Annotated in this window: 18 protein-coding genes; 5 read left to right on the top strand and 13 right to left on the bottom strand. The window is 47.9% G+C overall.

The genetic code is table 11. The features are described from left to right. Positions 1-215 precede the first annotated feature (215 nt). On the top strand, positions 216-2,978 hold the full coding sequence (locus EL633_RS27185; RefSeq protein ID WP_126630409.1) for a protease pro-enzyme activation domain-containing protein: 2,763 nt from the start codon (positions 216-218) through the stop codon (positions 2,976-2,978). 120 nt (positions 2,979-3,098) lie between these two features. Here EL633_RS27185 and EL633_RS27180 read toward each other — a convergent pair whose 3' ends face one another. Genes EL633_RS27180 through cbiM form a run of 3 tightly spaced genes read right to left on the bottom strand, consistent with a single transcriptional unit; the run spans position 3,099 to position 6,054 of the window. Then, positions 3,099-3,893: an energy-coupling factor ABC transporter ATP-binding protein gene (locus tag EL633_RS27180; RefSeq protein WP_126630408.1), complete on the bottom strand. Its 795-nt coding sequence runs from the start codon at positions 3,891-3,893 to the stop codon at positions 3,099-3,101. After that, positions 3,890-4,768 carry a cobalt ECF transporter T component CbiQ gene (gene cbiQ, locus EL633_RS27175; protein ID WP_126630407.1) on the bottom strand — a complete coding sequence of 293 codons (879 nt, stop codon included), beginning with the start codon at positions 4,766-4,768 and terminating at the stop codon, positions 3,890-3,892. Before cbiQ ends, EL633_RS27180 begins: the two co-directional genes overlap by 4 nt. Beyond that, a complete protein-coding gene (gene cbiM, locus EL633_RS27170) occupies positions 4,765-6,054 on the bottom strand; it encodes a cobalt transporter CbiM (protein ID WP_126630406.1) in 1,290 nt (429 codons plus the stop codon). Before cbiM ends, cbiQ begins: the two co-directional genes overlap by 4 nt. Before the next feature lie 584 nt (positions 6,055-6,638). On the opposite strand from cbiM, the gene EL633_RS27165 reads away from it, so the two are divergent. Together EL633_RS27165 and mshB are read left to right on the top strand one after the other, a co-directional pair. Then, positions 6,639-7,754, top strand: a complete 1,116-nt coding sequence (locus tag EL633_RS27165; protein ID WP_218027594.1) for a cellulase family glycosylhydrolase — start codon at positions 6,639-6,641, stop codon at positions 7,752-7,754. Positions 7,755-7,962: 208 nt separating this feature from the next. Beyond that, positions 7,963-8,850, top strand: coding sequence for an N-acetyl-1-D-myo-inositol-2-amino-2-deoxy-alpha-D-glucopyranoside deacetylase (gene mshB / locus EL633_RS27160; protein ID WP_126630405.1), 888 nt, complete (start codon positions 7,963-7,965; stop codon positions 8,848-8,850). A 101-nt stretch (positions 8,851-8,951) separates the two neighbouring features. Here the strand turns inward: mshB and EL633_RS27155 are convergent, their stop codons facing one another. From EL633_RS27155 to EL633_RS27150, 3 genes are all read right to left on the bottom strand, one after another. Then, positions 8,952-9,245, bottom strand: a complete 294-nt coding sequence (locus EL633_RS27155; RefSeq protein WP_126630404.1) for a hypothetical protein — start codon at positions 9,243-9,245, stop codon at positions 8,952-8,954. A 794-nt stretch (positions 9,246-10,039) separates the two neighbouring features. Further along, positions 10,040-10,315, bottom strand: coding sequence for a hypothetical protein (locus EL633_RS36775; protein ID WP_161982482.1), 276 nt, complete (start codon positions 10,313-10,315; stop codon positions 10,040-10,042). A gap of 476 nt (positions 10,316-10,791) precedes the next feature. Continuing rightward, positions 10,792-12,468, bottom strand: a complete 1,677-nt coding sequence (locus tag EL633_RS27150; protein WP_126630403.1) for a protein kinase domain-containing protein — start codon at positions 12,466-12,468, stop codon at positions 10,792-10,794. Between the two features lie 419 nt (positions 12,469-12,887). Here EL633_RS27150 and EL633_RS27145 point away from each other — a divergent pair, with 419 nt between their 5' ends. Next, complete coding sequence (locus EL633_RS27145) at positions 12,888-13,550, top strand: HAD family hydrolase (protein ID WP_126630402.1); 663 nt, start codon at positions 12,888-12,890, stop codon at positions 13,548-13,550. Between the two features lie 123 nt (positions 13,551-13,673). On the opposite strand, the gene EL633_RS27140 is transcribed toward EL633_RS27145, so the two are convergent. The 3 genes from EL633_RS27140 to EL633_RS27130 form a co-directional block, all read right to left on the bottom strand. Beyond that, on the bottom strand, positions 13,674-16,109 hold the full coding sequence (locus EL633_RS27140; protein WP_126630401.1) for a phosphoketolase family protein: 2,436 nt from the start codon (positions 16,107-16,109) through the stop codon (positions 13,674-13,676). A gap of 254 nt (positions 16,110-16,363) precedes the next feature. Continuing rightward, on the bottom strand, positions 16,364-16,624 hold the full coding sequence (locus EL633_RS27135; RefSeq protein WP_126630400.1) for a hypothetical protein: 261 nt from the start codon (positions 16,622-16,624) through the stop codon (positions 16,364-16,366). Between the two features lie 230 nt (positions 16,625-16,854). Continuing rightward, a complete protein-coding gene (locus EL633_RS27130; RefSeq protein WP_126630399.1) occupies positions 16,855-17,490 on the bottom strand; it encodes an RNA polymerase sigma factor in 636 nt (211 codons plus the stop codon). 329 nt (positions 17,491-17,819) lie between these two features. Here EL633_RS27130 and EL633_RS27125 point away from each other — a divergent pair, with 329 nt between their 5' ends. After that, positions 17,820-18,584, top strand: a complete 765-nt coding sequence (locus tag EL633_RS27125) for an SDR family NAD(P)-dependent oxidoreductase (protein ID WP_126630398.1) — start codon at positions 17,820-17,822, stop codon at positions 18,582-18,584. Between the two features lie 121 nt (positions 18,585-18,705). On the opposite strand, the gene EL633_RS27120 is transcribed toward EL633_RS27125, so the two are convergent. The 4 genes from EL633_RS27120 to EL633_RS27105 all read right to left on the bottom strand — a co-directional run bounded on the left by EL633_RS27120 (position 18,706) and on the right by EL633_RS27105 (position 26,331). Continuing rightward, positions 18,706-19,068 (bottom strand): hypothetical protein, encoded by a 363-nt coding sequence (locus tag EL633_RS27120; protein ID WP_126630397.1) that lies wholly within the window; start codon positions 19,066-19,068, stop codon positions 18,706-18,708. Between the two features lie 173 nt (positions 19,069-19,241). Beyond that, a complete protein-coding gene (locus EL633_RS27115; protein ID WP_126630396.1) occupies positions 19,242-20,024 on the bottom strand; it encodes an SDR family oxidoreductase in 783 nt (260 codons plus the stop codon). An 80-nt stretch (positions 20,025-20,104) separates the two neighbouring features. Next, the gene (locus EL633_RS27110) at positions 20,105-21,193 is read right to left on the bottom strand and encodes a hypothetical protein (protein WP_126630395.1); all 1,089 of its coding nucleotides are present in this window, start codon (positions 21,191-21,193) and stop codon (positions 20,105-20,107) included. Between the two features lie 116 nt (positions 21,194-21,309). Then, positions 21,310-26,331 (bottom strand): NACHT domain-containing protein, encoded by a 5,022-nt coding sequence (locus EL633_RS27105; protein WP_126630394.1) that lies wholly within the window; start codon positions 26,329-26,331, stop codon positions 21,310-21,312. Between the last annotated feature and the right edge of the window lie 181 nt (positions 26,332-26,512).

The following is a 26,512-nucleotide window of genomic DNA, read 5'->3' as shown; positions in this document are numbered from 1 at the left end:
TGATTGAGAGACATGCTCAAGAGGCGTGAGCGTATCCATGACCATCACTTGCTTTCTTGAATGATGGTTCTCCACTCAAAGGACGGAGAGCCAATTTGTATGGATGCTATAAGTAATAAATTTCGTTCTTGTTTGTTTAGCTATTTATTACTTGCTAAGATGATACGTTTGCAGAACGCAATTTCTGGTAATCACTGCATACTCCTGGAGCTAAAATGAAAACATCTCGTTACATACACAATTCTAGCGATAAATCAACGTGGGCACGAACAATCATCTGCATCGGAATAGTCCTGGTGGTGGTGTTGACTGGCCTGACTCCGCGTGAGGCTCTGGCCTCTGCTCAGAGCGTGCAGCGGCCTCATATGCAGGGTCAAAGGAATCCTGGCCACGCCGTTCCACTCCTGAACAATATGAAACCAATTGGGCCCACGCCCAAAGCGTTACTCTTACAACTGAATGTTGTCCTGAAATTTCGGGATGAGGTTGGTTTAGATACCTTGCTGGAGGCTCAAAATGATCCCACGTCTTCTCACTATCATCACTATCTGACTACGCAAGAATTTAATAGCCAGTTTGCGCCCACGCAGGCTACGGTCAATAAAGTTGTCCTTTATTTGCGTCAGCAAGGAATGCAGGTTACTGCTATCGCCCCGAACCATGTGCTGATTGATGCGTTAACCACTGTCGCTGGTGCTGAGAAGGCTTTTGCGCTCAATATCAATAACTATCAACTGAAGACGCGGGTTGTCTATGCTCCCGACGTTGATCCACTCCTTCCTGCTAATCTCGAAGATGATGTAAAATACGTTATTGGCTTAAATAATGTGGCCCTGGATCACCCTATTAACTTGCAACGGGGACTCAAGCAGTTGCATGCTCATCCAGGCCCCAAAGGCGGCTTTACGCCCGATGAACTGCGGACCGCTTATGATGTGACGCCATTACTCGCTGCGAAATGGGATGGGACAGGTCAAACGGTGGGGCTGCTAGAACTGGATGGCTATGATCCTACTGATATCGCGACCTATCGTCGACAGTACCAATTAGGCTCGCTCAACGTATCCAATGTACTGGTCGATGGTACGAGTAACACTCCCGGTACTACTGCGATTGAGGTGACGCTGGACATGGAAGCCATCTCGGCTATGGCGCCTGGGGCTGCGCAAAAAGTTTATATTGGCCCGAATACGGCCGCTGGCTTGAATGATACGTATAATCGTATTGTCACCGATAACATAGCGAAAGTGGTGAGTGTCAGTTGGGGCGAATGTGAATTAGCCAGTTCATCGGCACGATTGGATGCCCTGAATACGATCTTCAAGCAAGGAGCGGCTCAGGGACAAACATTTTTTGCGGCCAGTGGGGATGCGGGTGCCTATGATTGTACGGATAATGATGTTCAAAAGTTAGCGGTTGATTCGCCCGCCGATAATCCCTATGTGGTGGGTGTGGGTGGTACCACGCTGATCACTGGCTCCAATAAGGAATATCTCACTGAAATCGCCTGGGGTGGTTCCTTGTTTGGAGGGATCTTGCATTCGCCTGGAAGTGGTGGAGGTAAAAGTATACATTTCTTGCGTCCGAGCTATCAGAGTGGTTCCAATCTCACCGACCCCCAGCGTCTGGTTCCAGATGTTTCCGCCAATGCAGATCCCGCGACTGGTTATTCTATCTACTTCACGGGCGGAAAATCGAAAGGTGCCGGCTGGCAAGTGGTAGGAGGAACCAGTGCGGCGGCACCGCTGTGGGCCGGGATCGCGGTTGACATCAATCAGGCTCTGCTGGCAACCCACGTTTCGCCGCTCGGCCATGCACTACCTGCGCTTTACCGCCTCTATAACACGCCCCAGGTTCATCCTCCCTATCATGATGTCACCAAAGGTTCAAATCTATTTTATCAAGCTGGCCCTGATTACGATCTAGCGACCGGCGTTGGAACGCCAGATGCCTGGAACATTATGCGTGATCTCCAGAGCTCGCCAGGATTAACGACGCAATTGTTGCGTAATGGAGGCTTTGAGTCTGGACAATCTTCCTGGCAGGAACACTCAAACGGGGGCTTTAAACTTATCAGCACCGCCAATCCCCATACGGGCAAATATGCGGCGTATTTGTGCAGTTATCCTGATTGTCATGATTTGATTACGCAAACCACAGCAATACCTTTATTTGCCAGAAAGATAATGCTCAGTTACTGGATTTATATTGGTCGGGGTGATAACTCTACTACCTGTCAGGATAATCTCCAGGTCTTCTTGCGGACGGCAAAGGGCGAGCAGATTAGCCAGGTACAGAAGTTGTGCAATACGGATGCGAATGGCTGGATGCCTTATAGTTTTGATGTCACATCTTCCCTGGTAAAATATGCGGGCCAAACGATCCAACTCGTCTTTGAAGCCGCTGGTACCAGTGCTCCACGCTCGAACTTTTTCGTTGATGTGGATGATGTAAACCTGGCCAGTCTGTCAGTACCTCCAGGTATCACTACACAGATCATTCAGAATCCGAGTTTTAATGCTAGTAAAAGCTCGTGGCAAGAAACCTCCAAAGGTGGATATGAACTCGTAAGTACAAACAATCCACATTCATCTACATATAGTGCATATCTCTGTGGGTATGCCAATTGTGACGATACTATTGCGCAAACTGTGACTGTCCCGGCTTCCATCCTTGATGCTGTGTTGAGTTACTGGGTCTATATTGGAAGGGCTGATACTGCCACCGCCTGTACAGATACCTTACATGTTTTTGTCCGCCCATTGGTAACACCTGTTGCCAAAGCTACAGAAATTCAGAAATTATGCAATACGGATACCAATGGTTGGGTACAATATAGCTTTGATATCACCACTGCCTTGATTCCCTACCTCGGCAAGTCGGTACAGATCGGTTTTCAGGCTATAGGATCAAACGATCCACGCTCGAACTTTTTTGCTAATGTAGATGACGTGACATTGTATGTGACCCGTGCTTGATGCTGCCAGATACTCTACGAGCGGCATGAGCGTTGTTCCTCATTGCCGCTTGTATGTGATTCACTGTGCATGTTTGTATGGCAAGGTAATCAAGAGCACCCTTGAAACAGTAGCAGGCGTTTAGATCTGGATGGTGCCGAATTGATGTAGATGTTCATGAATCAGATTGGCTTTGATGAGGAGTTCGCGATTTTTCAGGATATACTCGGGCACACCATCGGCCAGAATGCGGCGATCTTCGCCCATCACGAGGATTCTCCTGGCGATGACCGGCACGATCTCAAGTTCGTGGGTAGTGGTGATCACTGTTTTGCCCGCTTCTCCCAGTTTGCGAATCAGGTTGACCAGTACCCATTTGGTGCGTGGATCCAGTGCGGCCGTTGGTTCATCAAGCAGGATAACCTCCGGCTTGAGAGAAAGTACCGAAGCAATCGCGGCGCGTTTCTTTTCACCGCCTGATAACTCAAATGGCGCACGTTGGGCAAGGTGCGTGATCTCCATCAACTCAAGGGCCTCATCGCAGCGCTCTTTTACTTCCCGCTGACTCAACCCCATCTGCAGTGGTCCAAAGGCTACATCATCAAAGACCGTCGCACTGAAAAGCTGAATATCGGGATCCTGAAAGACGAGTCCTATGGCTTGATGGAAACGAAAAGCCTCCTCTCCAACGGTAGCGGCCTGAATATCTTGTCCCAGGGCACGCATACTACCGGATGAAGGTGTGTAGATCCCGTCCAACAACTTTAGTAAGGTTGATTTGCCACTCCCATTAGCACCAAGCAGCACAACCTGTTCACCACGCTGAATAGTCAGATCAATTCCATCCAGGGCCAGTTGCCGACCATTATAGAGATAGCGCACATTCTGTAATTCAAAAATTGTTGTATCTGTATATGAAATAGCTTCAAAGCTCATCGGACATACCTTCCAATGAAAAAAATGATCAGGGCCAATATACATGAAATAAACAGCGCCAGCCAATCCTGCTGCGTCATTGTATAGGCATTATATGAGCGAACCTCGCCCTTGAAACCACGGGCCGCCATCGCTGCATACACATCATTGCTCATCTTAAAGGAGCGGTTCATCAGATGGCTCATGGAGCCGCTCACCCAACCGCGTTGTTCCTGTCCGCTACTCCTCCCAACGGTTCGACTCTTGCGAGCCTCAAACATTCCATTGGCCGAGTGCAGGAAGAGAAAGATATAACGATAGGTCATGGAGAGCAGCAGCACAAAGATTTGTGGCACATGCAAGGCCCGTAAACTTTTCAGGATATCTGCCCAGGGCGTCGTTAGAATTAAGAGTATCGCCAGTGAGACCGAGACGCCAACGCGGGCCACAAAAACAGCTCCGCTCAGCAGGCTGGAGAGCGATGGTCCAACGTGGAGCGCTCCCAGCGCAATATCAAAGAGACGAGGTCCACTGGTAAAGAAGATAGAAGGAATAATAACGATGCCAGCGAAAAAAGGAATTCCGATCCACACGCGGCGGATAAAGAAATCAAAAGGAACTTTACTCAAGCGGGCCAGCGCGAGCAGGACCAGATAGAGGCAGGCCAGCGCGATCAGCGAATTTGACAGACTGGCTGCGAGAACCAGTATCAGAAACATTGCCAGTTTGGCCCGTGGATCAATCCGTTGGAGCAAGCCATTTTTACGGCTATGCTCCTCGGTAAAGACGGCTTGTTCAATTGCACCGGCGATGCCAGCAATGGTCTTTTCAATCCAACCAAACTGTCGTTTGTATTCCTTGTGTGTTGCGCGTTGTTGTGAAGTTGTACTACTCATACTTGCTCGCTTGCTTCTTGTTGAGGCTTCGTATATTTGCTGAAGCGAGCCAGTAGAGCGGCCAGACCCCAGAAGATAGCACCAATCAATAAAATGCCAATCAAGCCGCTGAGCTCATAGCCCAGTCCCTGTCTCCACATTGGCGCATTGGGATCACTAAAGAATGGGGCCTGTAGATTATAGCCGCTAAAAGGAGCACTCCAGACCCCTGAAAGCTGTTTTAATCCCTGAGGCATATAGCCGAAGGCCTGCTTGACATCGTCGGCACTTCCCTCTCCATAGGCAAAGCCAGGCGCAATCAGACCAATGGGGGCAAAGATCGCAATCGCCACAAAGGTGGTGCCTACTTGTCGCATGGATGCAGGTAACAGGAACCAGGCCAGCGGGATAGCGATGGCCGCGATAGCCAGGACAATCAAGAGCATCATGCCCACATCTGACCAGGCTACCTGCGACCAATCAGCGCCAAATAGATGTGCGACATTGCCACCGCCTGTAATCAAGCCAGCAATGAACAATAGAACCAGTGAGCCCATGAGGCCAATGGTGATCATTTGCCAGAGTGGCATCGCCAGTCTACGTCCTTCCGGAACAGTGGCATTTGTAATGGCACCCCGTAGAGCGGTGAGATATTGTGGATGGTTTTTCTGGATATAGGCCATACCCAGTGCTGTCACAAGGGCTTCTACCAGCGAGGCCCCAAAGGCATGCGAAAGGAGCATCGCCGGAATGGCAACTTCCATAGTATATGGACTATAAAGAGCATGACCACCGGACTGGAAGAGCAGCGGTTGCAGGCCTAACTCAATACCGACCGCCAGTGCGGCTGCTGTAATGCCTAGATAAGCACCAATGCCGGCCGCCCAGATGCGGCGCGTTGACAGCAGTGGCGTTTTGCCTGCAATGAGGCGATAGGCATAGTAGCCAGTAAAAGGCAGGATAATCCCCATATTCAAGCAATTGGCAAAAATCGCCAGCACACCACCATCCCCAAAGAAAAGGGCCTGGATAATTAAAGCGGTACTGATCCCGATCACGGCCGCCCATGGACCTAAAACGATCGCGATCAATGTACCACCCACCGCATGGGCCGTAGTACCTCCAGGAACCGGGATATTAAACATCATGATCGTAAAAGAGAAGGCCGCAAAAATTGCCAGCAGTGGAACCGTGCGTTGATTGAGCACCTTCTGGACTTTATTGACCGCTACCCCCCACATAGGGACCGTCGCTATCCCTGTACCTATCGAAAAAACCGGACTCAAATATCCGTCTGGAATGTGCATGTATTGCCTCCGTTGCTACTATCAGGCATCTCATTTCATCTTCCAGTCCTGCTACTTGAATACGGTAAATAGTGATTGGTTTCTTATCAAGGCACGCTGCAGGTGAAGGTGAAAATTCCTAGCTGTGAAACATTCCTTATTGCGAAACATTCGCAATAGTAAGTATACAATGGTCACCGTTAATAATGTAAGGGGAAATTACTTCTCTTTCTCTACACGTCTGCTCTTGTTGAGTAGACGTGTCTAATGACCTGATATTTATAGGTTTGCAAAATGCTCAATAGAAAAACGGTTATATTCCGGTTTATTTCTGGATAAAAATGATGTGTATTTTGTGCTTTGTTTCTAATTAAAGGTACTAATCCACCTGTAAAGCTCTTGACAATTGAAATATTTGGCTATAATCTTTATTTATTGACATTCTTGCTGAATGATTTTGTATGAAATTTCAGAAATATACCGAAAATAAACCGGAGCAAGGATGGCAGTGTATTCATGCAGGAGTCCTCGTAATGTATGCGAGAAAGAACAATCTGTTTCTTTCAGAAGACGAAATGAACAAGGAAAGTTCATAAGGAGCATGTATGAAACTTCGTATGTCCAGAGTCTTTGTACGTGGTGGCTTGTTGCTGTTATGTACCCTATTATTTATTCTGGTGCCAGCCTTAAGCGCGGCGGGAGAGGCCAGAGCAAGTAGTAATCCTGCTGGCATCCTGGATATTTTAAATTTGCATGTGCAGGGCAATCAGTTGTTGAATGGTCAGGGCAAATCACTGCGTTTATTAGGGGTGAACCGTTCAGGAACCGAGTATATGTGTGCCAGTAACGCTGGTATCTTTGATGGACCCAGTGATGCCGCCTCGGTAGATGCGATCGCCAGCTGGCACGTCAATACCGTCCGCGTCCCCCTCAATGAAGATTGCTGGCTGGGCATCAATGGCGTTCAGGCTGCCTATGGGGGAGTGAACTATCAAAAGGCTATTGTAAAGTATGTCCTCTTGCTTAATTCCCGTGGGATTATCCCGATCCTTGATTTGCATTGGACTGCTCCTGGCACAACTATCGCCATTGGACAAAAACCAATGACTGATAGAGATCACTCGCTGGCTTTCTGGAAGTCAGTCGCCAGTGTCTTCAAGTATGATCGATCAGTTATCTTTGATGTGTTTAATGAGCCGTATGTAAGTAACTGGGATTGTTGGAAGAACGGGAGTAGTGCCCCATCCACTGCTCCATGTAGTGATGCTGATTTCGCGGTTGCAGGCACGCAGAGTATGGTTGATACGATCCGCAGCACTGGTGCTAAAAACGTGATCATGCTCTCTGGCATCGGGTATGCGAACTGGGTTGGTGGCTGGTTAGATGCCATGCCTGCTGATCCCGCACACAACCTGATCGCATCGGTCCATATCTATAATTTCTCGGGTTGTAAGGACACAACCTGTTATGATCAGATCATCGGACCTGTAGCCGCACAAGTGCCAGTTGTGATGGGTGAGCTGGGTGAGAACGATTGTCAGCATGGTTTTGTTGATACTGCGATGAATTGGGCGGACCAGCACGGTGTTGGTTATCTGGGTTGGTCCTGGAGCACCTATGACTGCGGCTCTTTCCCCTCCTTAATCTCCAATTTTGATGGTACCCCAACCGAATTCGGACTCGGCTTTAAAAATCATCTGGCCGTGGTTGCCAATCAATAATTGCCGCACCTGATATAGTAAAAACAGAGAAAGGCCTGCTGCCGGTTTGCTGTTTGAACCGGTAGCAGGCCTTTCTCTGTTCTTGATTGCATCCACACGACATGATTTCTGGCTCAGTATGATCTCCAGATCCTTCGTTATACCGGGGAGTATGGTGATATAATGGGGGAAAATATTAGATCAGTTTAACATGGAGTAAAAAGAAAATATGTCCCAGGATCCAACTACGCCATTGACATTTATGGCTGTTCATGCGCATCCAGATGATGAAGTTTTTGGTACTGGCGGTACCTTTGCATATTATAATGAGCAAGGTGTACGCACAGTTCTGGTCACAGCTACATTGGGGGAAGAGGGCGAAATCGTTGATCCTGCATTAGATGAGCAGGCGAAAGCAGCGATGTTTCCCCGTCTGGGCGAGGTACGTCGAGAGGAGCTGAAGCAGGCTGTGGCGGCCCTGGATATCCAGGAGTCACGCTTATTAGGTTTCCGTGATTCCGGCATGGCCGGAAGGGATTCTAACCAGCATCCCGATAGCTTCCATCAAGCTAATTTTGCTGAAGCGGTCAAGCGCCTGGTGGCTCTTATCCGTGAGTTTAAGCCACAAGTTATTGTGACCTATGATGCCTTTGGCGGGTATGGCCATCCCGATCATATCCAGGCCAATCGTATTACCAATGCTGCTTTCGATGCGGCTGGCGAACCACGCTGCTATCCTGAACTGAACTTGCCCCCTTGGCAGCCCTCCAGACTGTATTATACAGCTATGCCACGCTCATTTATGGTGCAGGCCATGAAAGCCGCGCAAGAGTCTGGCGAGCCGGGTCCGTGGAATAATCCAGAGATGAACACAGCCATCATGGGCACGCCCGATGAGCAAATTAGTACGCGTATTGATGTGCGCAAGTATATCGACAAGAAAATCCAGGCACTGACCGCCCATAAGACGCAGATCGCACCTGACAATTTTGTCTTTACTCTGCCAGAAGAGCAGCGCAAGCAGATGCTGGGATATGAGCATTTTGTGCTGGTGCGTAGCGCTATTGCTTCCCATCATGGAGAGCTTGAACAGGAACTATTCACTAATCTGGCATAATACTTACCAACAAAAAAGGGATCCCCTCGCGATGAGAGGATCCCTTTTTTTGTTGGTAATAACCAGATTGTGACGGATTCGTGGATGCCTATGCCTGGATATTAGTCGTTGCAGCTACCCTGACCACCAAACCAGACAAAGCTTAATTGATTGTCATCACCAAACTGATTGCCGCCACCGGAATGATGACCACCACCGAAATGATGGTGGCGATGACCATGGTGGCGGTGGTGTTGATGCCCCCAGGACTGATAATTATCGAACTGATAACCGGTATTGTGTTCCTGGCCCTGGGAATGTGAACCGCAAGCACCGGTCACAGTCGAGAGATCAGCATCAGTTAATTCAAGTGCGCCAATGGAATTCTGAGAGGTTTTTGTGATATCAATATTCATTAGTTGGACGCCTTTCTGTGTATTCACACAACTATAAACATGCAATTCTGGTATCGTGCGTTCTTTTGTCAATTACAGAAAAAGATATGCATGCGTGAATATTCAAGTGTAAAAAGAAAATCTCACGTATATTTACGCACTACATTTTCTGCGTTACGCATTTGTTAGTTCACTTCATTTCGATACCTAAATCTATTATAAAAATGCTCAAAACAAACAAGCGGTAAAAACTTTGTTGAAAAATGGAAGAAAATTCATAATGTGGGGATAAATAGCTGTTCTTTGCGCCTTTTAATGAGAAGAAAATTCATAATTTTGTTTGGTGTGTAGTCAGCGTTGCCTTTTGTCGTGTTATTTGAGCTTGCATAGAAATATTCTTGGCGAATCTGACCAATTTCGAAAATTGGTGAAAAATGAATAAATCTTTAACTAACACCAAGTGCAAATTTTCCAAATACTCACTCAATGGGTCATCCCAAATTTTTGGAATAAAAGTCCAAAACCGGGGTGCAGGGGCGGAGCGCCCTGCCGGGGGTGCGAGGGTGTCCCCTCGAACCCCGGCAAGGGGCCGGCTGCCCCTTGCAACCTCGCTTCTCAGGCACATTGAGAAAAAGAGAACACCCGTTCTTAAAAATCGGGGTGACTCATGCAAGCGAGAGCCGCAGGCGCGAAGCGTGAGGGATAGCTGGCGAGATAAATATAGCAAGAGGATGGCAAAATCATGCCACCCTCTTGCTATTGTTCATTCAATGCGCTTTTAGCTAATGCAAAGGATTCTTAACTAAAACGTTAAATTAGCAGCTTGCGCAGCCATAGTAGCCATAGTTGTAGCCACCATCACAACCGAAGCCAAAGTCACCATCGCCATCGCAGCCATAGCCATAACCATAACCATAGCCAAAGCTCCATGGATCACCTCCGCAGTGGCCGCCGCCGTGGTGACCGTGGTGACCGTGGTGGCCACCGTGGTGGTTATGTTCACCATAGGCACCTGTAACTGTTGTGAGGGCTGCATCAGAGAGTTCAACGAACTGAGCATCGTTGCATGTGCTTGTAATGTTGCTATTCATGATTCTGGGTTACCTTTCTTTTTTATAAAAAACGATTGTATGTGGTACCTCAAGTGGTAAGGAATTGCGTTATGTCTTTTCATAAAGAATGATCATTCATACAAGCCCTGTACCCGATCCATTACCCCTCTTTGGGGAAGGTCGCCTTGCGAATTTGGATACCTGAATGCATTATAAAAAGCGCCAAAACAAGCATGCACTAAAAATGGTGAATGAAAATATAAAAATATTCATGGATATAGACAGATTATTGCTTATGTACTGTTATGTATGAATATTGCATTCATACATGGATTATCGAGGGGGGGTGTCTTCATCAGGTGAGGAGGCTTTTTTCAGCACAAAAATATCTTATTGGCTCTTTTTTGTAGCAATTTTCTGAAAGTGATAAAAGTGGATAAAATTTCACAAAAAAATCGTGATTTTTGGTGGAAGGGCCGATCAGGCCCTCCTGAACATCTCAGTTTATACCAGCCCTAACCTGTGGTGATTGTGCCGTCTGCGTTGACGCGAATGGTTACAGCGGTTAAGGGTCTGGTGGCAGGACCATGGGTGGCTGTGCCTGCCTGGGCTGGATCAAATACGGCTCCGTGTGCGGGACATATCAATGTTTGTGAGCCTGGGTCATAATTTACTTTCACTCCTTCGTGCGTACAGGCCGTTTCATAGGCTACAAAGTTGCCGCCTGCAAGATGAATCAGTGTGCTGGCCCCTCCACTTGCCGGATTGGTGAATTTTTTGGCCGTATTGGGATTCATGTTGGCGGTACCGATCACTGTACCAGTATGGGCTGGTGCGGGAGGGGTTGTGGGTACTGGTGGCTGGGTTGGCGCTACCTTTGGCTGTACTGCTGGTTGGGTATTCATAGGTTTTGGCGCTTTGGCTTTTTGAGCTACTTTTGTTGGTGGGGCAGTATTTTTGGTCGCGGGAGCGGTAGGATTCTTCACCGTCGCCAGGGGTGACGATGGTGCTAGTTGAGGACGAAATACATAGGCCATTCCTACGCCACCAAGGCCAAGTACAGCCGCCGTAGCCGCTCCACCAATGGCTAGCGTGGCTAAAGCCTGACGACGGCTCTTAGCAGGCTTAGCTGTCTTCTGACGCTGTAATGTACGTAAGGAACTGGCAGTGATGCCCTCGGCAAATGCAGAGGATGCCGAAGCATCTGTCTGCGTGGCTAGTTCCTGGTTGAGCCAGTCAAGCATACCACCGTTGTTTATAACGCTGGTCTGTTGATCTGGTCGTTGCGCGAAATGAGTGATAGGGGCATACAGTGCCTTTTCGAATGCTCTGGCCAGTTGATCCGCTGTTTGGATACGTTGGGATGGATCACGCTTTGTGGCTTGCTGGATCACAAGATCGATGTTTGGCGATATATCGGGTCGTTGGCTGGACGGTATAGGTATGTCAGCCTGCATCTGTTGTGGTATAGCATTCAGCGGATTGGCCGCTTTAAATGGAAGTTTGCCTATTAAAAGTTCATAGAGGAGCAAGCCAGTCGCATAGATATCGGCGCGTGCATCGGCTGGAGCCCCCGTAATCACCTCTGGCGCAAAATATTCTAGTCCAGCCAGTGGTGTGCTGGCGACACTTAAGAGATTGGGATAAGGCGAGGGAGCTGTTTCGATACCCTGTAACATACCAAGCCGGTTGAAACCAAAGCGCACCAGACGTATCTGTTGGTTTTCATCGAAAATAATATTCGCTGAACTAAGGGCGCCATGAGACACGCCCATTTTGTGGGCATAATCCAGGGCCGCTGCCACAGGTTTTAATACCTCTAATACCTGTTCTGGTGAGAAAGAGCCCTGGTGATTTAACAGGCGAGTAAGCGAATTACCTGCAATCAAGGGGGTAATAGCATAGGTATAGCCAGCGTGGTCACCCACATCGAGTATTGGCAAAATATGGGGATGTTTTAACTTGATGAGTACCGCCCCTTCTCGATAGAGTCGTTCTATAAAGCGTTTGCGTGCGCTCACCGTGAATGTTTCGGGAAGGAAAAAAAGTGTTAAAAGGACGGTACGATTTTGCGTTTGCTGCTGAGCTTGATAGACAGCATTCCACTGTCCTTGTCCGACGAGACGTTCTAATTTATAGGGACCAAACATCTGGCCAATGAATTGATCTCCCTGAATGGACGCTACCCGCATGCATTTTCCTCATAACTCTTTATAAATCGACTGTACCTTAGCGACCTGAGTAGAAGCGCTAACCGAAAACGTCTCCATAGGCCTAAATACATAGTAGAGAGAAAGTTTAGCCGCATGGGAAGGATGTGAATACGCGACGCAAACATCTCATGCTACAACATATGGCTGTTCGCTTTGAAGTTGCTCTCTAGGCCCTTTAGATGCGTATACCAAAATTCCCGCTACTTATTTCTTTCATCTAACATATACTTTAATTATACAGGACTTTCTATATACTTTCGTCTTTTAAAGAGAGATGCTGGCAAAAGAGTACTATTGATTGAAGCACTCTGGAAAAGTGTAGTATCTCAAGGGAAGATATATGTGTATTGCAATAATGTATTTGTAATGTAAATGCTATCATTATAGAAGGAGCAAGTATGCGATATTCCGGGTTGGCTACCGATTATGATGGAACGTTAGCTAAAGATGGGCAGGTAGGCGCACAAACGCTTGCTGCACTTGAAAGGGTGAAAGCGTCTGGCCGCAAGCTTATTTTGATTACTGGTCGCTTGTTGGAGGACCTTACTGGTGTTTTTCCGCAGGTGAAGCTTTTTGACTGGGTGGTTGCGGAGAATGGTGCTTTGCTTTATAGACCAGCCGATGGCATGCAGCGGTTGCTTGGAGAACCACCGAGTACCGAGTTTCTCAATGCGCTCAGGACGCGAGGCGTGCCTTTTGATTACGGACGGGTGATTGTTTCAACATCGCATCCATATGAAGTGGTGGCGGCGGAGGTTATTCGAGCATTGGGGCTTGAGCGCCAGGTAATTCTTAATAAAGGCGCGGTAATGATTTTGCCGAAGGCTGTGGATAAAGGAGTGGCGTTACGGGAAGTTGTGGGTGAGCTCAATATGTTGTTGCCTCAGATAGTTGGGTTTGGGGACGCTGAGAATGATCTGGCTTTTCTGACGCTTTGCGGCTGTGGCATTGCGGTTGCAAACGCCTTACCAGTTGTAAAAGAGGCGGCAGATTATATCACTCAGGCCAGTCGGGGTGAAGGTGTAATCGAAGGAATCGAGATGCTACTGGCTAAGGATTGAGGTTCTTTCGATTCTGGTTAGCATGCTTGCTTGAAACAATTTGCTGATCTCCTTGCGAGACTACAAAAGAACCTCAAAGGGATAACCAATATCCCTTTGAGGTTGTAGCTTTATGGTTGGGTTTTACGCCTGCCACTGCCATTCTACGATTTCGCGTGGATCTGAGCCATGATCCTCAATATATTTGCGATGTGCCTCCAGACGATACTCATAATCGCTCACACGTGCATTGGCTAATGCTGCTACCTTTGGATTATGGGCTGCCGCTTTGCGAATGGCCTGAATAACAATCTGGTAACGGCTGGTGCCATTACGCACATTCATATCGAATGGCGTTGTCGTGGTGCCTTCTTCTCGATAACCATTGATGCTTATGCGTCCAAGATTAGGGCGTCCAAATAGCAGTTGCTCAACCGCTGATGGATAGCCATGAAAATTGATAATTACCGGACGGTCAGGTGTGAAGAGGGCCTCGAACATTTGCTGGTCTAGACCGTGTGGATGCTCGGTGTTTTCCTGTAGTATGAACAGGTCTGTGACATTCACGACGCGGATGCGTAGTTCTGGCAACTCATCGCGTAAGATTTGCGCGGCCGCCATCACTTCCAGGGTGGTATTGTCGCCAATGCCCACCAGCACAATATCTGGATCAACACCATTGTCGGTACTTGCCCAGGGCCAGATTGAGGCGCCGGCGCGACAATGGGCGATGGCCTCATCCATCGATAACCATTGTGGCATGCGTTGCTTATTGGCAATAACCAGATTAACCTTATCTTCACTTTGCAGACAATGATCCATCGTCGAAACCAGACAATTCGCGTCCGGTGGAAGATAGACACGTGCGACCGCGGCTTTTTTATTCAGGATGGAATTGATAAAGCCAGGATTCTGGTGTGAGAAGCCGTTGTGCTCCTGCCTCCACAAGGTGGATGTCTCCAGGTAGTTTAACGATGGTACCGGTAGACGCCAGGCAAACTCTTTTGAAAGTTTTAAGAACTTGGCGAATTGATCCGTCATCGAGACGATGATATTTAAGAAGGCTTCATAGGATGGGAAGAGTCCATGGCGGCCGGTGAGAATATATCCTTGTAGCCAGGCTTCACAGTCATGTTCACTCAAGACTTCAATGACCTGACCACCCTGTGCAGCGACTTTTTCATTATGGGGTGGTACCGGCCATTCATATTCTCGAGGTTTGACATCCAGTACCGCACCTAACTTGTTCGATTGCAGTTCATCCGGACTAAAGATGCGGAAGAGGTGAGGATTGCGCTTAATAACTTCGCGTAAGTAGAGAGCCACTTGCTCCATCGCGCTGACATTGTTTCCTCCCCGGCGGGTGGGCATCCCACGATCTTCCTGCGCGGCAAAGTCTTGAATTGGCGGCAAATCTAAATCCCTGGCGATTTTTCCGCCATAGGTATGTGGATTACTACCCATTCTCTGATCTCCGATGGGACACAGATTGAGTAGTTCCTGGCGTGGTCGGCCCTGCTCATCAATAAGTTCTTCAACGCGATAAGAGCGCAGCCATTGCTCAAGTAACTTTAAATGCTCAGGATTCGACTGGGGATCTGTAATGGGTACCTGGTGTGAGCGGTATGAGCCAACGAGCGGCTCTCCATCCATCTCAGCGGGTGCGGTCATTCCTTTAGGGGTACGCAAAATGATCAGGGGCCACTTTGGCTTTTCTATGCGCTGACCAGAACGGGCCGCTTGCTGAATCGCTCTAATCTCCTGATAGCCCCAATCCATTGCACCATACAACTGGGCATCCAGGTCCGCATCTTCTCCACCCTCGACGAACTGCACTTTATAGCCGTAGCCAGTGAATAGCGAGAGCAATTCATCATCTTCCATCGTACCGTAGATAGTTGGATTGGAGATTTTGTAGCCATTGAGATGAAGAATTGGCAGGACTGCGCCTGACTCAACCGGATTGATGAATTTGTAGGAGTGCCAGGCTGTAGCGGTGGGACCCGTCTCTGCTTCTCCGTCACCAACGATGCAGGCGACAACCAGATCAGGATTATCCATAGCGGCACCAAACGCTGTAGCCAGGGCATAGCCCAGTTCACCACCCTCATGGATAGTACCGGGCACACCAGGATAAAGATGGCTGGGGAAGCCGCCGGGCCAGGAGAAGTTGCGTACAAAGGTATGTAAGCCTTTTTTATCGAAGGTCAGAGCAGGATAGTATTTGTTCAGCGTTCCTTCTAGATAAAGATTGGCTAAATTCGCGGGAGCGCCATGACCGGGTCCGGTGACCAGAAACATGTCCAGATTATTCTGTTTGATCAAGCGATTGAGGTGAGCATAAACAAGATTGATGCCTGGACTTGTTCCCCAGTGTCCCAGCAGCCGATCTTTAATATGCTCAGGTTTTAATGGCTCCTGCAGAAGCACATTATCGCGTAGATAGATTTGCGCCACCACCAGGTAATTAGTTAAGCGACGATAGCGGGCGATTTCATCTAGTTCATTGGTATGGGTTTTACGAATATCCCCTACCGCGATCTGTCTTTGTGTCGCTGGCTGGGTAATGTCTTTAACCATAAAAAAATCTCTCTTTTCGTATCACTCAACTGTAAGAAATACAAACAAACAGTTGCCTTACATTTCGCTATAGCCATTGTGTTCTGATGCACTCTTTACTGGTCTGTGCAGTATCAGAAGTACTCACAATCTGTACACGAAACTGTCGGATAAAAAAGGTACTCCCGTTTCATGATAGCGCGAGATCGAAAATTGGACAAAATAAAAGGGCGGATCGAGTACTCTCTTTAATCCGCCCTTGATAGTTTACCCTACTAAGAACTGGTGCCTTGATGGATGTGCTTGCTTAACTCTTTCTGGCTCTTTTTGTCCAGATGCGTTGAGAGATCTACACCACCACCAGTGGCGGCACCACTGGCATCATACAGGGAATCCTGGCTGACCGCGTCACCCTCATCACCTGTATCTGGCATGGTCACTTTATCATCTGTATCGGCCATTTCCTGCCGACGTTGATCCTGTTGCGCATGCTTCGAAATATGGTGAGTTTTCGCTTTTTTCTGTGGCTCGCTCATGGTAAATCCTTCCTCTTGTACTAGTACTACCCTTATAACACGATTGTAGACAGCAAAAAGAGCCTCATCCATTGCCCTGTAAACAAAGATAGATTGCCTGATCGCTCATGACCTTTCGTGCCTGTCGCACTCACTTCTTTTTCGTGTGTGAAATTGAGCGGTGGGTGCACCCACCGCTCAATTTCACACACGAAAAAGAGCTAGTACTGAAATATGTGTAGATAATGTTCTTAATATGCGTGGCTGTTAATAATGCCCTCTTTCATAAGCTCTTCGCGCAAACGTGCCTTAGCACGATTGAAATAGGTCTTGACCGTTGGTTCCGGTATGTTGAGAATGTGCCCAATTTCAGCAAAACGTAAATTTGATGTATAGCGCAAAATAACCACTGCCCGGGATTTGAGTGAGAGGGTGTTGATTGCATTTTGTAGGATTTCTTGTAGTTGCTTCTGTTCAACTACCTGATCGGCACTTAAACCGGTATCCGGTATGCTAAAAATACTTTCTTCGCTCTCCTCATCATCTAGCGGGGTACACTGCGAAAATGTGAAGGTAGTGCGAGCGCGTTTCGTGCGTAGCTCATCTATACAACAATTATGTGCAACTTTGAATAGCCAGGGTTTTAATGGTTTGTCCAGATTAATCGTTGGTAATGTGGTGTAGAAGCGTATAAATACGTCTTGTAATATATCGCCAGCCAGATCTGGATTATTGATAAACCTGGAGATAAAGCGAAAAAGCAAAGGAGTATAGTGTTGTACTAATATCTCAAAGGCGTTTTGATCGCCGTTCATGGCTTGTCGTGCTAATAATGCCTCTTGTACGTGTGTGTTCTGGTGGTGAGTTGCGTGTTGTTGCGTATACATAATGACTTTCCCTATTTCTCCCTACTAAATCAATTGGCTTCGCTTTCAGCGTATCATGTTCATATGGAACATTTCCATGGAATTTCTGGTAAGTAGCAGGGAGAAATAAAATTTTAAGCATATATTAATCAGGCTAAGTTTGGCCTTAGATATTGATGAGTTTACATTCCAGGATTGCAGTACTGGAGGTTGGAATGAAAATGTGCTGTATGGAAAGATTTTTAAAAGAACTTACGTATATAATGTGTTCGTATGTTTGACTATTTTGTTATTGCGTAAAATTAAGTAGAATGCATTTTATTGTTGTTTTCTATGAAGGGAGCAAAGTGATGCGCCTGGAGAACAAAGTAGCTTTAATTACCGGATCTGCTCGTGGCATGGGGCGAGCAGCGGCAGAACTATTCGCCCGTGAAGGGGCCAGCATTATTCTGACAGATATTGCAGAACAAGAAGGAGTTGAGACGGCTCAAAGTATTCAAGCCGCAGGTGGTAAGGCACTCTTTGTACCCGCCAACGTTGCCAGGGCGGCAGATGTCCAGCATCTGGTAGAGACAGGCGTCAGTACTTTTGGCGCGATCGATATCCTCTATAATAATGCGGGTATTATGCCAGCCGCGGATACCAGCGTGATTGAGACCAGTGAAGAGACCTGGGATCATATTATGGATGTGAATCTGAAAAGTACTTTCCTCTGTTGTAAATATACGTTACCTTATATGCAGCAGCAAAAAGGTGGATCAATCATTAACATCTCTTCAATGGTTGTTTTTCTCGGCTCTACGGTGCCTCAAGAGGCCTATGGCGTCTCTAAGAGCGGATTACTGGCCTTAACAAAATCCCTGGCGGTCCAGTATGGTCCCATGGGCATTCGTTGTAATGCCATCTGTCCCGGACCGATTAATACTGGTTTGCTTGATCATCTTTGGACCAGTGAGGAAGAGCGCAATCGTCGTCTTCAGCGTATCCCACTTGGTCGTTTTGGATTGATCAATGATATCATTTATTTTGCCTTATACCTGGCCTCAGACGAGTCCTCCTGGACAACTGGCACCTGGATGACGATCGACGGAGGCATATCCTCTAATTACTTCTAAGGTGTCCAGGATCGTTGCAGATAGGTACGGTACTCTACGTCAGGAAGAGCTCAATGTAGATGGGGCGTAGAGTCTCGATGGCTCCTGTTTTGTCTCCATGCTCTTAATTTGGCCTGTTTCACTATTGTTCTTCAAGTGGGGCAGAAGGTTTGCGATATTTGCGATCCCATTCGGCCTTCCTACGTTGTGTCTGGGCTTGTTCTGCCAGGTTTGTATACAGGTTTTCGCGCTCATGTTTGGTGGCTGAAGCTGACGAAAAAGGATGTTCCTCTGCATAATGGTCAAACCACCAGAGTTGCTCCTGCGCACGTTGCGCGATCAAGCTGAGGAGTTTGTCTGCTTGCAAGGAACTGGCGATATAAAATGCAGAGACCAGTGCATGGTATGAAGCTTCGAAGTGACCTTTGGCAAAGGTTTCACGATTAAGCGCCATGAGTTGATCATATATTTTCTCAATATCGTCATTGTCTTCGGTCTGAGACATACTAGTTTCCTTATGCTGCATAACTTATTTTATATTCCAGTTCTCTTAGTTTATTACAAAAGGGCAAGCCGAGGAAATAGTTTTTATGCTGGTTTGAGGATAAGAGAGGTAATGGTGGGGAGATGTTGCCGGAGCGATCCGGAAATACTATGTCCGGATCGCCTGGTTGGGGATTAGCCTGTGATGAGTGAGGAGGCTCCGTCGATCCAGATTTCAGTGCCAGTAATATGGCTGGAAGCATCTGAAAACAGGAAAAGCGCAAGTTGTCCGACTTGTTCCGATGTTGCCGCTTTCCCTTCACCCAGTGGAATACGGCCTTTTGGATAGTCAACGGGAAACTTGATACGGTCCAAATCTCGCTGCTGTGTATTGTCGTTGATTTCTGTATCAGTGGCGCCAGGACATATGACGTTGACGCGAATATTGTGTGGTGCCAGTTCTACTGCTAGCATCTTTGTCATGGCGACCTGACCGGCTTTGGTGACTGAATAGGCGGTGGCGCCAGTATTGCTGAATACACGCGTTCCATTTACGGATGCGGTGATTACGATAGCGCCACCCTGCTTCTTTAAATGTGGGACGCTATGTTTGATCGTCAGGAATGTGCCGGTGAGATTAGTATTGATGGTTTTTGACCAATCGGCCTCAGTGAGTTCTTCGATTGGTGCCCAGACGCCGTTGATACCGGCATTGGCGAACACAATATCCAGCCGCCCCCAGCGATCGATCGTCTGTTGGATGGCTTTTTGTAGCTGATCTTCCTGAGCAATATCAGCTGTGATTGGCAGCCCTTCTTTGCCATATTGGCGTATCTCGGCGGCCGTGGCTTCAATTTCTTCCGCTGTATGACTGATCAGCGTAACATTGGCCCCTTGTTGAGCCAACAAGACTGCTGTTGCTTTACCTATCCCCGAGCCTGCACCTGTTACCAGTGCTACTTTGCCGTTAAGATCCATTTTTCATTTCCTTTCTACATTTTACAGGATCAGTATTAAGATCTTATGTAAGGCACGAGCGAAACAAAAAAAGGTTTCACCTACTCTGGTTTATCGTCCATGTGATAACCAAACAAGGTACTGATGAAGTAGTGGTCGGCATTGGCAAAATTATAGAAAACATTGTTCTCAATGATATCGAATTTATTTAATGGTGCAAGTTGGCCATCAGGCATCATCGTGAAGTCCCGAAAAAATTGATGATCCAGTTTTCGTTCGCCCCATTTGCTGCCGGTGGTGACATCAATGGCATCGATGGCAGAGTTTACCACATGGCCCGCCAGTTTCATCATGGATGTTTCTTTTTCTAGAAATTCTTGCTGAATACTATGTGGTAGATTGGCCGTGACATTGATCTCGGCAGTCGCTTCCTGTACCTGATCTCCCAATCCTCTTTTGAGTGCCTCAACGCGATCAATCTGCCAGCGAGTCCCGACCAGACCGCGCGTATTACCATCGCCGCTAAAGGTAATTAAACCTTTTAAGCCAGTCATCGGGCGTTGAATGGTCGCATCAGCAGGCAGATCAGCGGGCAGACCTATATCTTGTTGAATCAATTTATCTACGCCGCGCTTTGTTTCTCTGGCTTGTAGACGGCTGATACGAGTGCTGGTTGAGGTTAAGCCCAGATCATAGTGAAAGCCAGTCGTTTCCAGGTAGCCTTGCTCATGATTCGGTAAGATAAAATCAAAGCTGGTATTAACTGCGACACGTTGATTGCGCCGCATCATCTTGCGCTCAACCATTGGAAGATGAACCGTACTGCGTGCTCGTACCGATAGATGTTTGGAGGAGACCAGATATTGATCCAGCCCGGCGCGTATCTGACCATTGGTCTCTTCATGACCATAGCGGAAAATGGTAATCTCATCACCAAAGACATCCTCAAGCAGTCTGGTCATGCCAACACTGGATTTACCAATCGCGCCAGCCTCTTGAAGATGCATGGTAAATGCGACACCATTGCGATGGGCCCGTTGTCTCATTGCTTTAAGGATATTAATAGTTGGAATATCTCCCCGCAGGAGTTGTCCTGCATTACCAGAGAAAACCATGACAGCCGGGACACTTTCGGTAGGATGTTCAATCGTTAATATACGACCTTTCGTATCCGATTTATTGATAAGCATAGAAGCAATAATCCTTTTAAGGTAACATGAAAAGGGCGACTCTTATCGCCCTCTACATACGTTATATCTTATTATGGCACGGTTTAGCCTGCTAAAGGAGATACTTTTTTATCATATTATGGCCACCAGAGACCAACCTCTAATACTGAACCTGCAACATTGAGTACCGTCTTATCTCCCCCCAGGTGATGGATGGCGGGGATGAGTGTCGTTAGTTCAATGAGTGCTTCCCGACGAGCCGTGCGTGCCAGTAGATGGAGTATCTCGCCCAGAATAGGATAAAGGATGCTGGCGTTCGATTGCTCGACCCATGCAGGAGCTTGTTTAAGTAATTGTATAACAACATGGGGATCATCTGTTTCGTGCATATGTCGGACAACTAACTCGAGTAGACGTAACCAGCCAGCCGGAGAGAGATCCGCCTGGAGTGCCGCAAGGACTTGATCTTGTTGCTGCGTACTGTGTAACGACCAGATTGCCTGTAACATCTGGTCATAAAGATCCTCTGGTAGGTTTGGCGCCAGATATGTCAGGTTCCATCCCTGCTCATCTTCATTGCTCAGGCGATCTAACAGATCTAGAATCTCAGCTGTTACCACGCCTCGCTGCTCATCTGAAAGGTGGGTTGTCAGTACTGTGATGGAACGGAGCCGTAACTGTTTTTCCCATCGATCCCCGATAAATCCCTCAACATATTGTTGGATCGATTGGGAATTGACAACAATCTGCAACATTGCCATACATTCCTCTACAGTAAGATAGCTGACCAGCACTTCAATGATCTCAAGTTGTTGTTCGGCAGAGTCTAAGCGCATTGCATCATATTGTATCTCTTTGAGCTGTTCCTCTGTTGCGTAAGGTAAGAACGCCTTGATTACCTGCATCCATTCAACCGTGCTCTTGATCTGACGTAGTTCAGTCCAGACATTATCTAGCATGCTTTGGGAAAGGTGAGGTATCAATGTTAGCAGTAAACGTGTTTGCAGGCTTTTTGAAGATAGCTTATATAAATAACGCTGGATTGACGCGAAAAAATCCTCTGAGAGATATGGAAGCAGTATATCAAGAGCATGTGGAAGTAGTCTTTCTAAAATATTGAGCAGCATATTTTCTTGTGGGATCGTTTCGATGGCTGTGAAAAACGCATAGAGTTCTGCTTCAGGAACGCGATCCGCCAGGCGCGCTAACATGCTCCAGTAAGAATAGGCGTGGAAAAGTTCGGGTAGCATGTCCCAGACTGGCTTAAAATAGCTTTCTGGTACATAAGGCGCGAGGATTGTTAATATTTCCGTCCTTATTTCAGAATTGTCTAGTATCTGCGCCCTCTCCCAGATACGCACAAACAGTGTCGCGGATAGATGCGGTGCTATGGTTCGTAAGAGCAAGGTGGACGGATTTTCTTCGGCGTTCGTTAAAATAGCGGACCAGAGTGAAGGGAAAAAATCATCCTGCATGCGTGGTATTAACAGGCGGAAAAGTTGTGTCTGTCTCCCCTGATTGGAAAGGGCGAGGACCGCTTCCCAGGCGCGGGTAAGGGATGCTGTAGGGATGCGGGGGATAAGCATCTCCAGCAGGTTGATGCGCCATTCAATATCCTGTGTGGCTAACGCTATTTCTAATAAGCGTGCAATTTCTGTTTGTGATGATACTTTGCTTCTATTGACCAGGATCTGGGTACGCCAGCGTGGATTTTGTAATTTGTGGGTTGCGTTGAGAAAAGCGACAAAATGTTCTTGTGATACATATGGTGCCATTTTTTCTAAGATCAGGGTTTGCGCGCCTTCGTTCTGCATGCCTACCACGATGTCCAGTACCTTTTGATCATTTGTTGAGGATATGTATGGTACAAAGGTGCGCAGGATAAGTGCCTGGTTTTTCTCCTCATGCATTGTTAGGCTGGCATCTAGCATGATGTGTGCTAATTCAGGTGACAGCTTTTCATGCAAGAAAGGTGTACAGGCTTGAATGAACTGAATGCGTGGCGCCGCATCCTTGATGAGTTGGAGTACCTGTAATATTTCCTGTATTCTTGTGGCTTGCTGTGCTTCTGGCAGTGTGGCGACCAGCGCTTCCAGTACCTGTGCGCGTTTTTCTGGTTCTTGCATATTACGGATGATGGCCAGGGCTGAGGATAAGAGCTCATCATGTAACTGTGGTGCCAGGGCCAGCAATACTTGTGCCTGATTGGCCTCATTAAAGAAGGCCTGTACCGTTTCTAGGGCTGTGGCAATACGCTCTAAAGGCAGGCGACCACCTAATTTTGTGAGAATATGGGTCTGCTCTTCTTCACTACGGCTTTGCCAGGCGATATTAAAGATTTCTGCGAGCATAAACTCAAACAAACGCGCCAGGGCGGTATCAGATAAACGTGGAGCGATCGCCAATAGCGTTTGCAGGCGTTTTTCAAGGTTGGGCATCACCTGGAACGAAGCGGACATATTAAACTGAGAGGTCACAAGCTTATCCTGGAGTGGTTCCTCCAACTCTGCCAGTAACCATACACGGTAGCCAGGATCCTTGATGGTCCAGATAACTTCCAGCAATTGAGGTAGTAATGATTCCGGGATGATGGGACCAAATTGCGCTAACAGCGTGGCCCGGTAGCCTTCATCCCAGGTGATAGTAGCCGCATCCAATACCGCTGCGAGCGCTTCTGTAGAGAGCCGTGGCAATAATGGCAGCAGCACATTTGTACGTGCCTCTTCACTTTTAAGCTTCAGGACGGCTTGTAAGAAAGGAGAGAGCAGGTCATCCGGCATATGTGGCATTAACGCAGCCAGGGCATTGGCCCGTACCCTTTCATCCCAGTGATAGTTGATCTCATCCAGGGCATACTGCAATTTATCCGTGGATAGAAATGGTGCCAGTTTTAGCAGCATCTCGATGCGATAATCAAGATCCTCGATATTTTTTTCCAGGGAAAGTGTCTCCTGCAAATACTCTGTTTTTAATCTGTCAGGCAGGTAGATAACCAGTTCTGTTAGTAAGCGCATCTGCGACAGACCATCTTCGATGGAACTGGCATGTTGTGAGATGGTTTGTAGTGCCTCTTCTGGTAGATGTGGAATGAACGCGAGTAGGGCCTGAATTCTATAGCGTTCCTCTTGTAATGCTTGTATATCTGCTAACAGCCGTGCCTGTAGACTGGCTGGCAGATAGGCCGCCAGTCCTTCATAGGCCAGGCCGCGATATTCTTGTTCCTCGATTGCCTCGGCCATCTCTAGAAGGTGTACCAGCAGGCGTGGATATGCTGCGCAGAAAGGAGCTATTTCAGCCAGCATGCCAGCGCGGTCAGCCTCGTCTTCAAAGCCTTGAATCACATCCAGAATTTGTAACAGCAGATCTTCTGGAAGCCCATAAGCCAGCGCAAGGAGCGCATCGAAACGCAGATAATCATCTTTGATCTCCATGGCAGTATCTAACGCTTCATGGAGAATATCTGTCCGTAGTGGTTCCTGCACATACGAGGCCAGACCCACCAGTTCCAGTGCCCTGGCTGCAAGATCATGTAGCAGGCGGATACAGGCCAGTCCCTGTGCCGGTGTCCATACGCCTGTTTTAACTGCCTCTAGCATCAGCCTGGGAGAGATGCTGTTGGTCATGCTATTGACGCTGACCTGGCAGAGCAGGCCGCGTATTTCGTCTCCAAGATAGGGAAGGGGCTCAGAACTGGATGCCGCCTCTTTATCTTCCAGCTCAGCCGCTTGTCGGGCCCGTTCAACATCGCTCAAGAAACCAGATTGTGCCCGATCCAGCGTTTCCCAGGCTCGTCGCCAGCCATTGCTGACCAGTGAGAGAAGTGTCTCTGTACTGGCTTGCGCTCGGTCCAGGTGGGCTCCATAATACTGGATGATGTATGGTGAGGCAGCCTGTGGTGCCAATGTTTCTGTATTGAGTGCCGCGAGCGTTTGCTCGCCCCAGTTCAGGAAGCGCTGTTCAATGGCCTGTCGTTCTGCTGTGTTCAGGCGTTCCTCATAAAAATAGCTACCAAGTCGAGGATGGCTAAAGACATAACCTTGATGGACGCCATCGCCGGTGACAAAGCGTGCCAGCGGGGCCAGATGTGGCTCAATTTCTGCCTCACGAAAATTTTCCTGCTGTGCTGTCAGACTGACAAGGTCGCGTTTGCTTAATGGGCCTAGCGCACTGGCCAGAAGATTAAGCATTGTCTGCATGGTTGCTTCACGTTGCGGGGCCTCATCTTGCCAGAGTTGGCGTTGATCTTTCCACCAGAGCTCAAAATAGCCGCTCAGGCCAGGCTGAATGGAATGTAGATCGGTAGTCGTAAACTGCGATGTCTGCTCACCACGTTTCCATAAATCATCGACATAGAGGCGTACTAATAATGGGTCACCCTCGCTTAAACGATAGAGCTCAGAGATCATATCGATACGCTCACTTAAAAGATCCAATGGAAAACCCATTTGCGCGAGAACATTGGCGATACCAGGACGATCCAGTGGCATGAGCTCGAGTGTGCGGGCTAATCCTTGCTCGCCCCATCCCAGGCGTGCTAACCAGGCGCGGGTATCTTGATCATTGGCAAGTGAGCGGGCAGATACAACGATGCGTAGGCCCGGTGGTGGATTGGATGGGAAAAGCTGAGCGCCAGCACTCCAATCGGCCGCCTCATCCACGCCATCCAGCACCAGCAGGAGGCGCCGGCCTGCTGGCAGTGGGCGCATTAGATAAGCGGCCAACAATGAGCGCCAGACTTCCTCCGAGATATTAGGATCAGCCGGAATGTGTTCTCCATGCAGTGATGCCAGTAATGCGACCAGAGCAGGAAAGGTGACGCCTGCGAGATTCGTGCGAAAGCGGATGCTGACTGGAAAATATGCGATGGCCAGTTGCTGGCGAGCAAAGAGTTGCTGGCACCAGCGTAAAAGTAACGCTGATTTCCCGCGGCCCGCAGGAGCGGCAAGAAGCAGATATGGTTCGGCCCGTGGATCTTCAAGCCACCGATCCAGACTGGCAACGTCTTTTGTCCGCCCTCCAAATGGGACCGGTTGTTGTGGGTGACCCAGATATTCAAGCAGGAAATTTTTTACACGGGTCACCACATCCATTGGCAGATCGCGTAAACCTTGCGTAAAGGTGTTAATGAGATAGTTTGTATTGCTCTTCCCATCCTGCATCTTGAAATCCTTCTCTTGCGCTAAATATATACAAATAGTAAAGTTAGAAATACATATCAAAAATACAGTCCATTACTTAAATGCATCTCGTAAAGTGAAGTCTACCATAGAGTTTAATGGCTACGCAAGGACAAAGGGACGGAAAAAGCAGGCTGGATTTTGTTGGTGCTGATGATAAAAT

The sequence above is a fragment of the Dictyobacter alpinus genome (genome assembly GCF_003967575.1).
GTDB lineage: Bacteria > Chloroflexota > Ktedonobacteria > Ktedonobacterales > Ktedonobacteraceae > Dictyobacter > Dictyobacter alpinus.
The sequence above is the reverse complement of the archived record's forward strand: the minus strand, read 5'-3'. Positions and strand labels throughout refer to the sequence as shown.

Coding starts and splice junctions, on each gene's coding strand:
- EL633_RS27185 (WP_126630409.1), top strand. CDS start 216: ATGAAAACATCTCGTTACATACACAATTCTAGCGATAAATCAACGTGG.
- EL633_RS27180 (WP_126630408.1), bottom strand. CDS start 3,893: ATGAGCTTTGAAGCTATTTCATATACAGATACAACAATTTTTGAATTA.
- cbiQ (WP_126630407.1), bottom strand. CDS start 4,768: ATGAGTAGTACAACTTCACAACAACGCGCAACACACAAGGAATACAAA.
- cbiM (WP_126630406.1), bottom strand. CDS start 6,054: ATGCACATTCCAGACGGATATTTGAGTCCGGTTTTTTCGATAGGTACA.
- EL633_RS27165 (WP_218027594.1), top strand. CDS start 6,639: ATGAAACTTCGTATGTCCAGAGTCTTTGTACGTGGTGGCTTGTTGCTG.
- mshB (WP_126630405.1), top strand. CDS start 7,963: ATGTCCCAGGATCCAACTACGCCATTGACATTTATGGCTGTTCATGCG.
- EL633_RS27155 (WP_126630404.1), bottom strand. CDS start 9,245: ATGAATATTGATATCACAAAAACCTCTCAGAATTCCATTGGCGCACTT.
- EL633_RS36775 (WP_161982482.1), bottom strand. CDS start 10,315: ATGAATAGCAACATTACAAGCACATGCAACGATGCTCAGTTCGTTGAA.
- EL633_RS27150 (WP_126630403.1), bottom strand. CDS start 12,468: ATGCGGGTAGCGTCCATTCAGGGAGATCAATTCATTGGCCAGATGTTT.
- EL633_RS27145 (WP_126630402.1), top strand. CDS start 12,888: ATGCGATATTCCGGGTTGGCTACCGATTATGATGGAACGTTAGCTAAA.
- EL633_RS27140 (WP_126630401.1), bottom strand. CDS start 16,109: ATGGTTAAAGACATTACCCAGCCAGCGACACAAAGACAGATCGCGGTA.
- EL633_RS27135 (WP_126630400.1), bottom strand. CDS start 16,624: ATGAGCGAGCCACAGAAAAAAGCGAAAACTCACCATATTTCGAAGCAT.
- EL633_RS27130 (WP_126630399.1), bottom strand. CDS start 17,490: ATGTATACGCAACAACACGCAACTCACCACCAGAACACACACGTACAA.
- EL633_RS27125 (WP_126630398.1), top strand. CDS start 17,820: ATGCGCCTGGAGAACAAAGTAGCTTTAATTACCGGATCTGCTCGTGGC.
- EL633_RS27120 (WP_126630397.1), bottom strand. CDS start 19,068: ATGTCTCAGACCGAAGACAATGACGATATTGAGAAAATATATGATCAA.
- EL633_RS27115 (WP_126630396.1), bottom strand. CDS start 20,024: ATGGATCTTAACGGCAAAGTAGCACTGGTAACAGGTGCAGGCTCGGGG.
- EL633_RS27110 (WP_126630395.1), bottom strand. CDS start 21,193: ATGCTTATCAATAAATCGGATACGAAAGGTCGTATATTAACGATTGAA.
- EL633_RS27105 (WP_126630394.1), bottom strand. CDS start 26,331: ATGCAGGATGGGAAGAGCAATACAAACTATCTCATTAACACCTTTACG.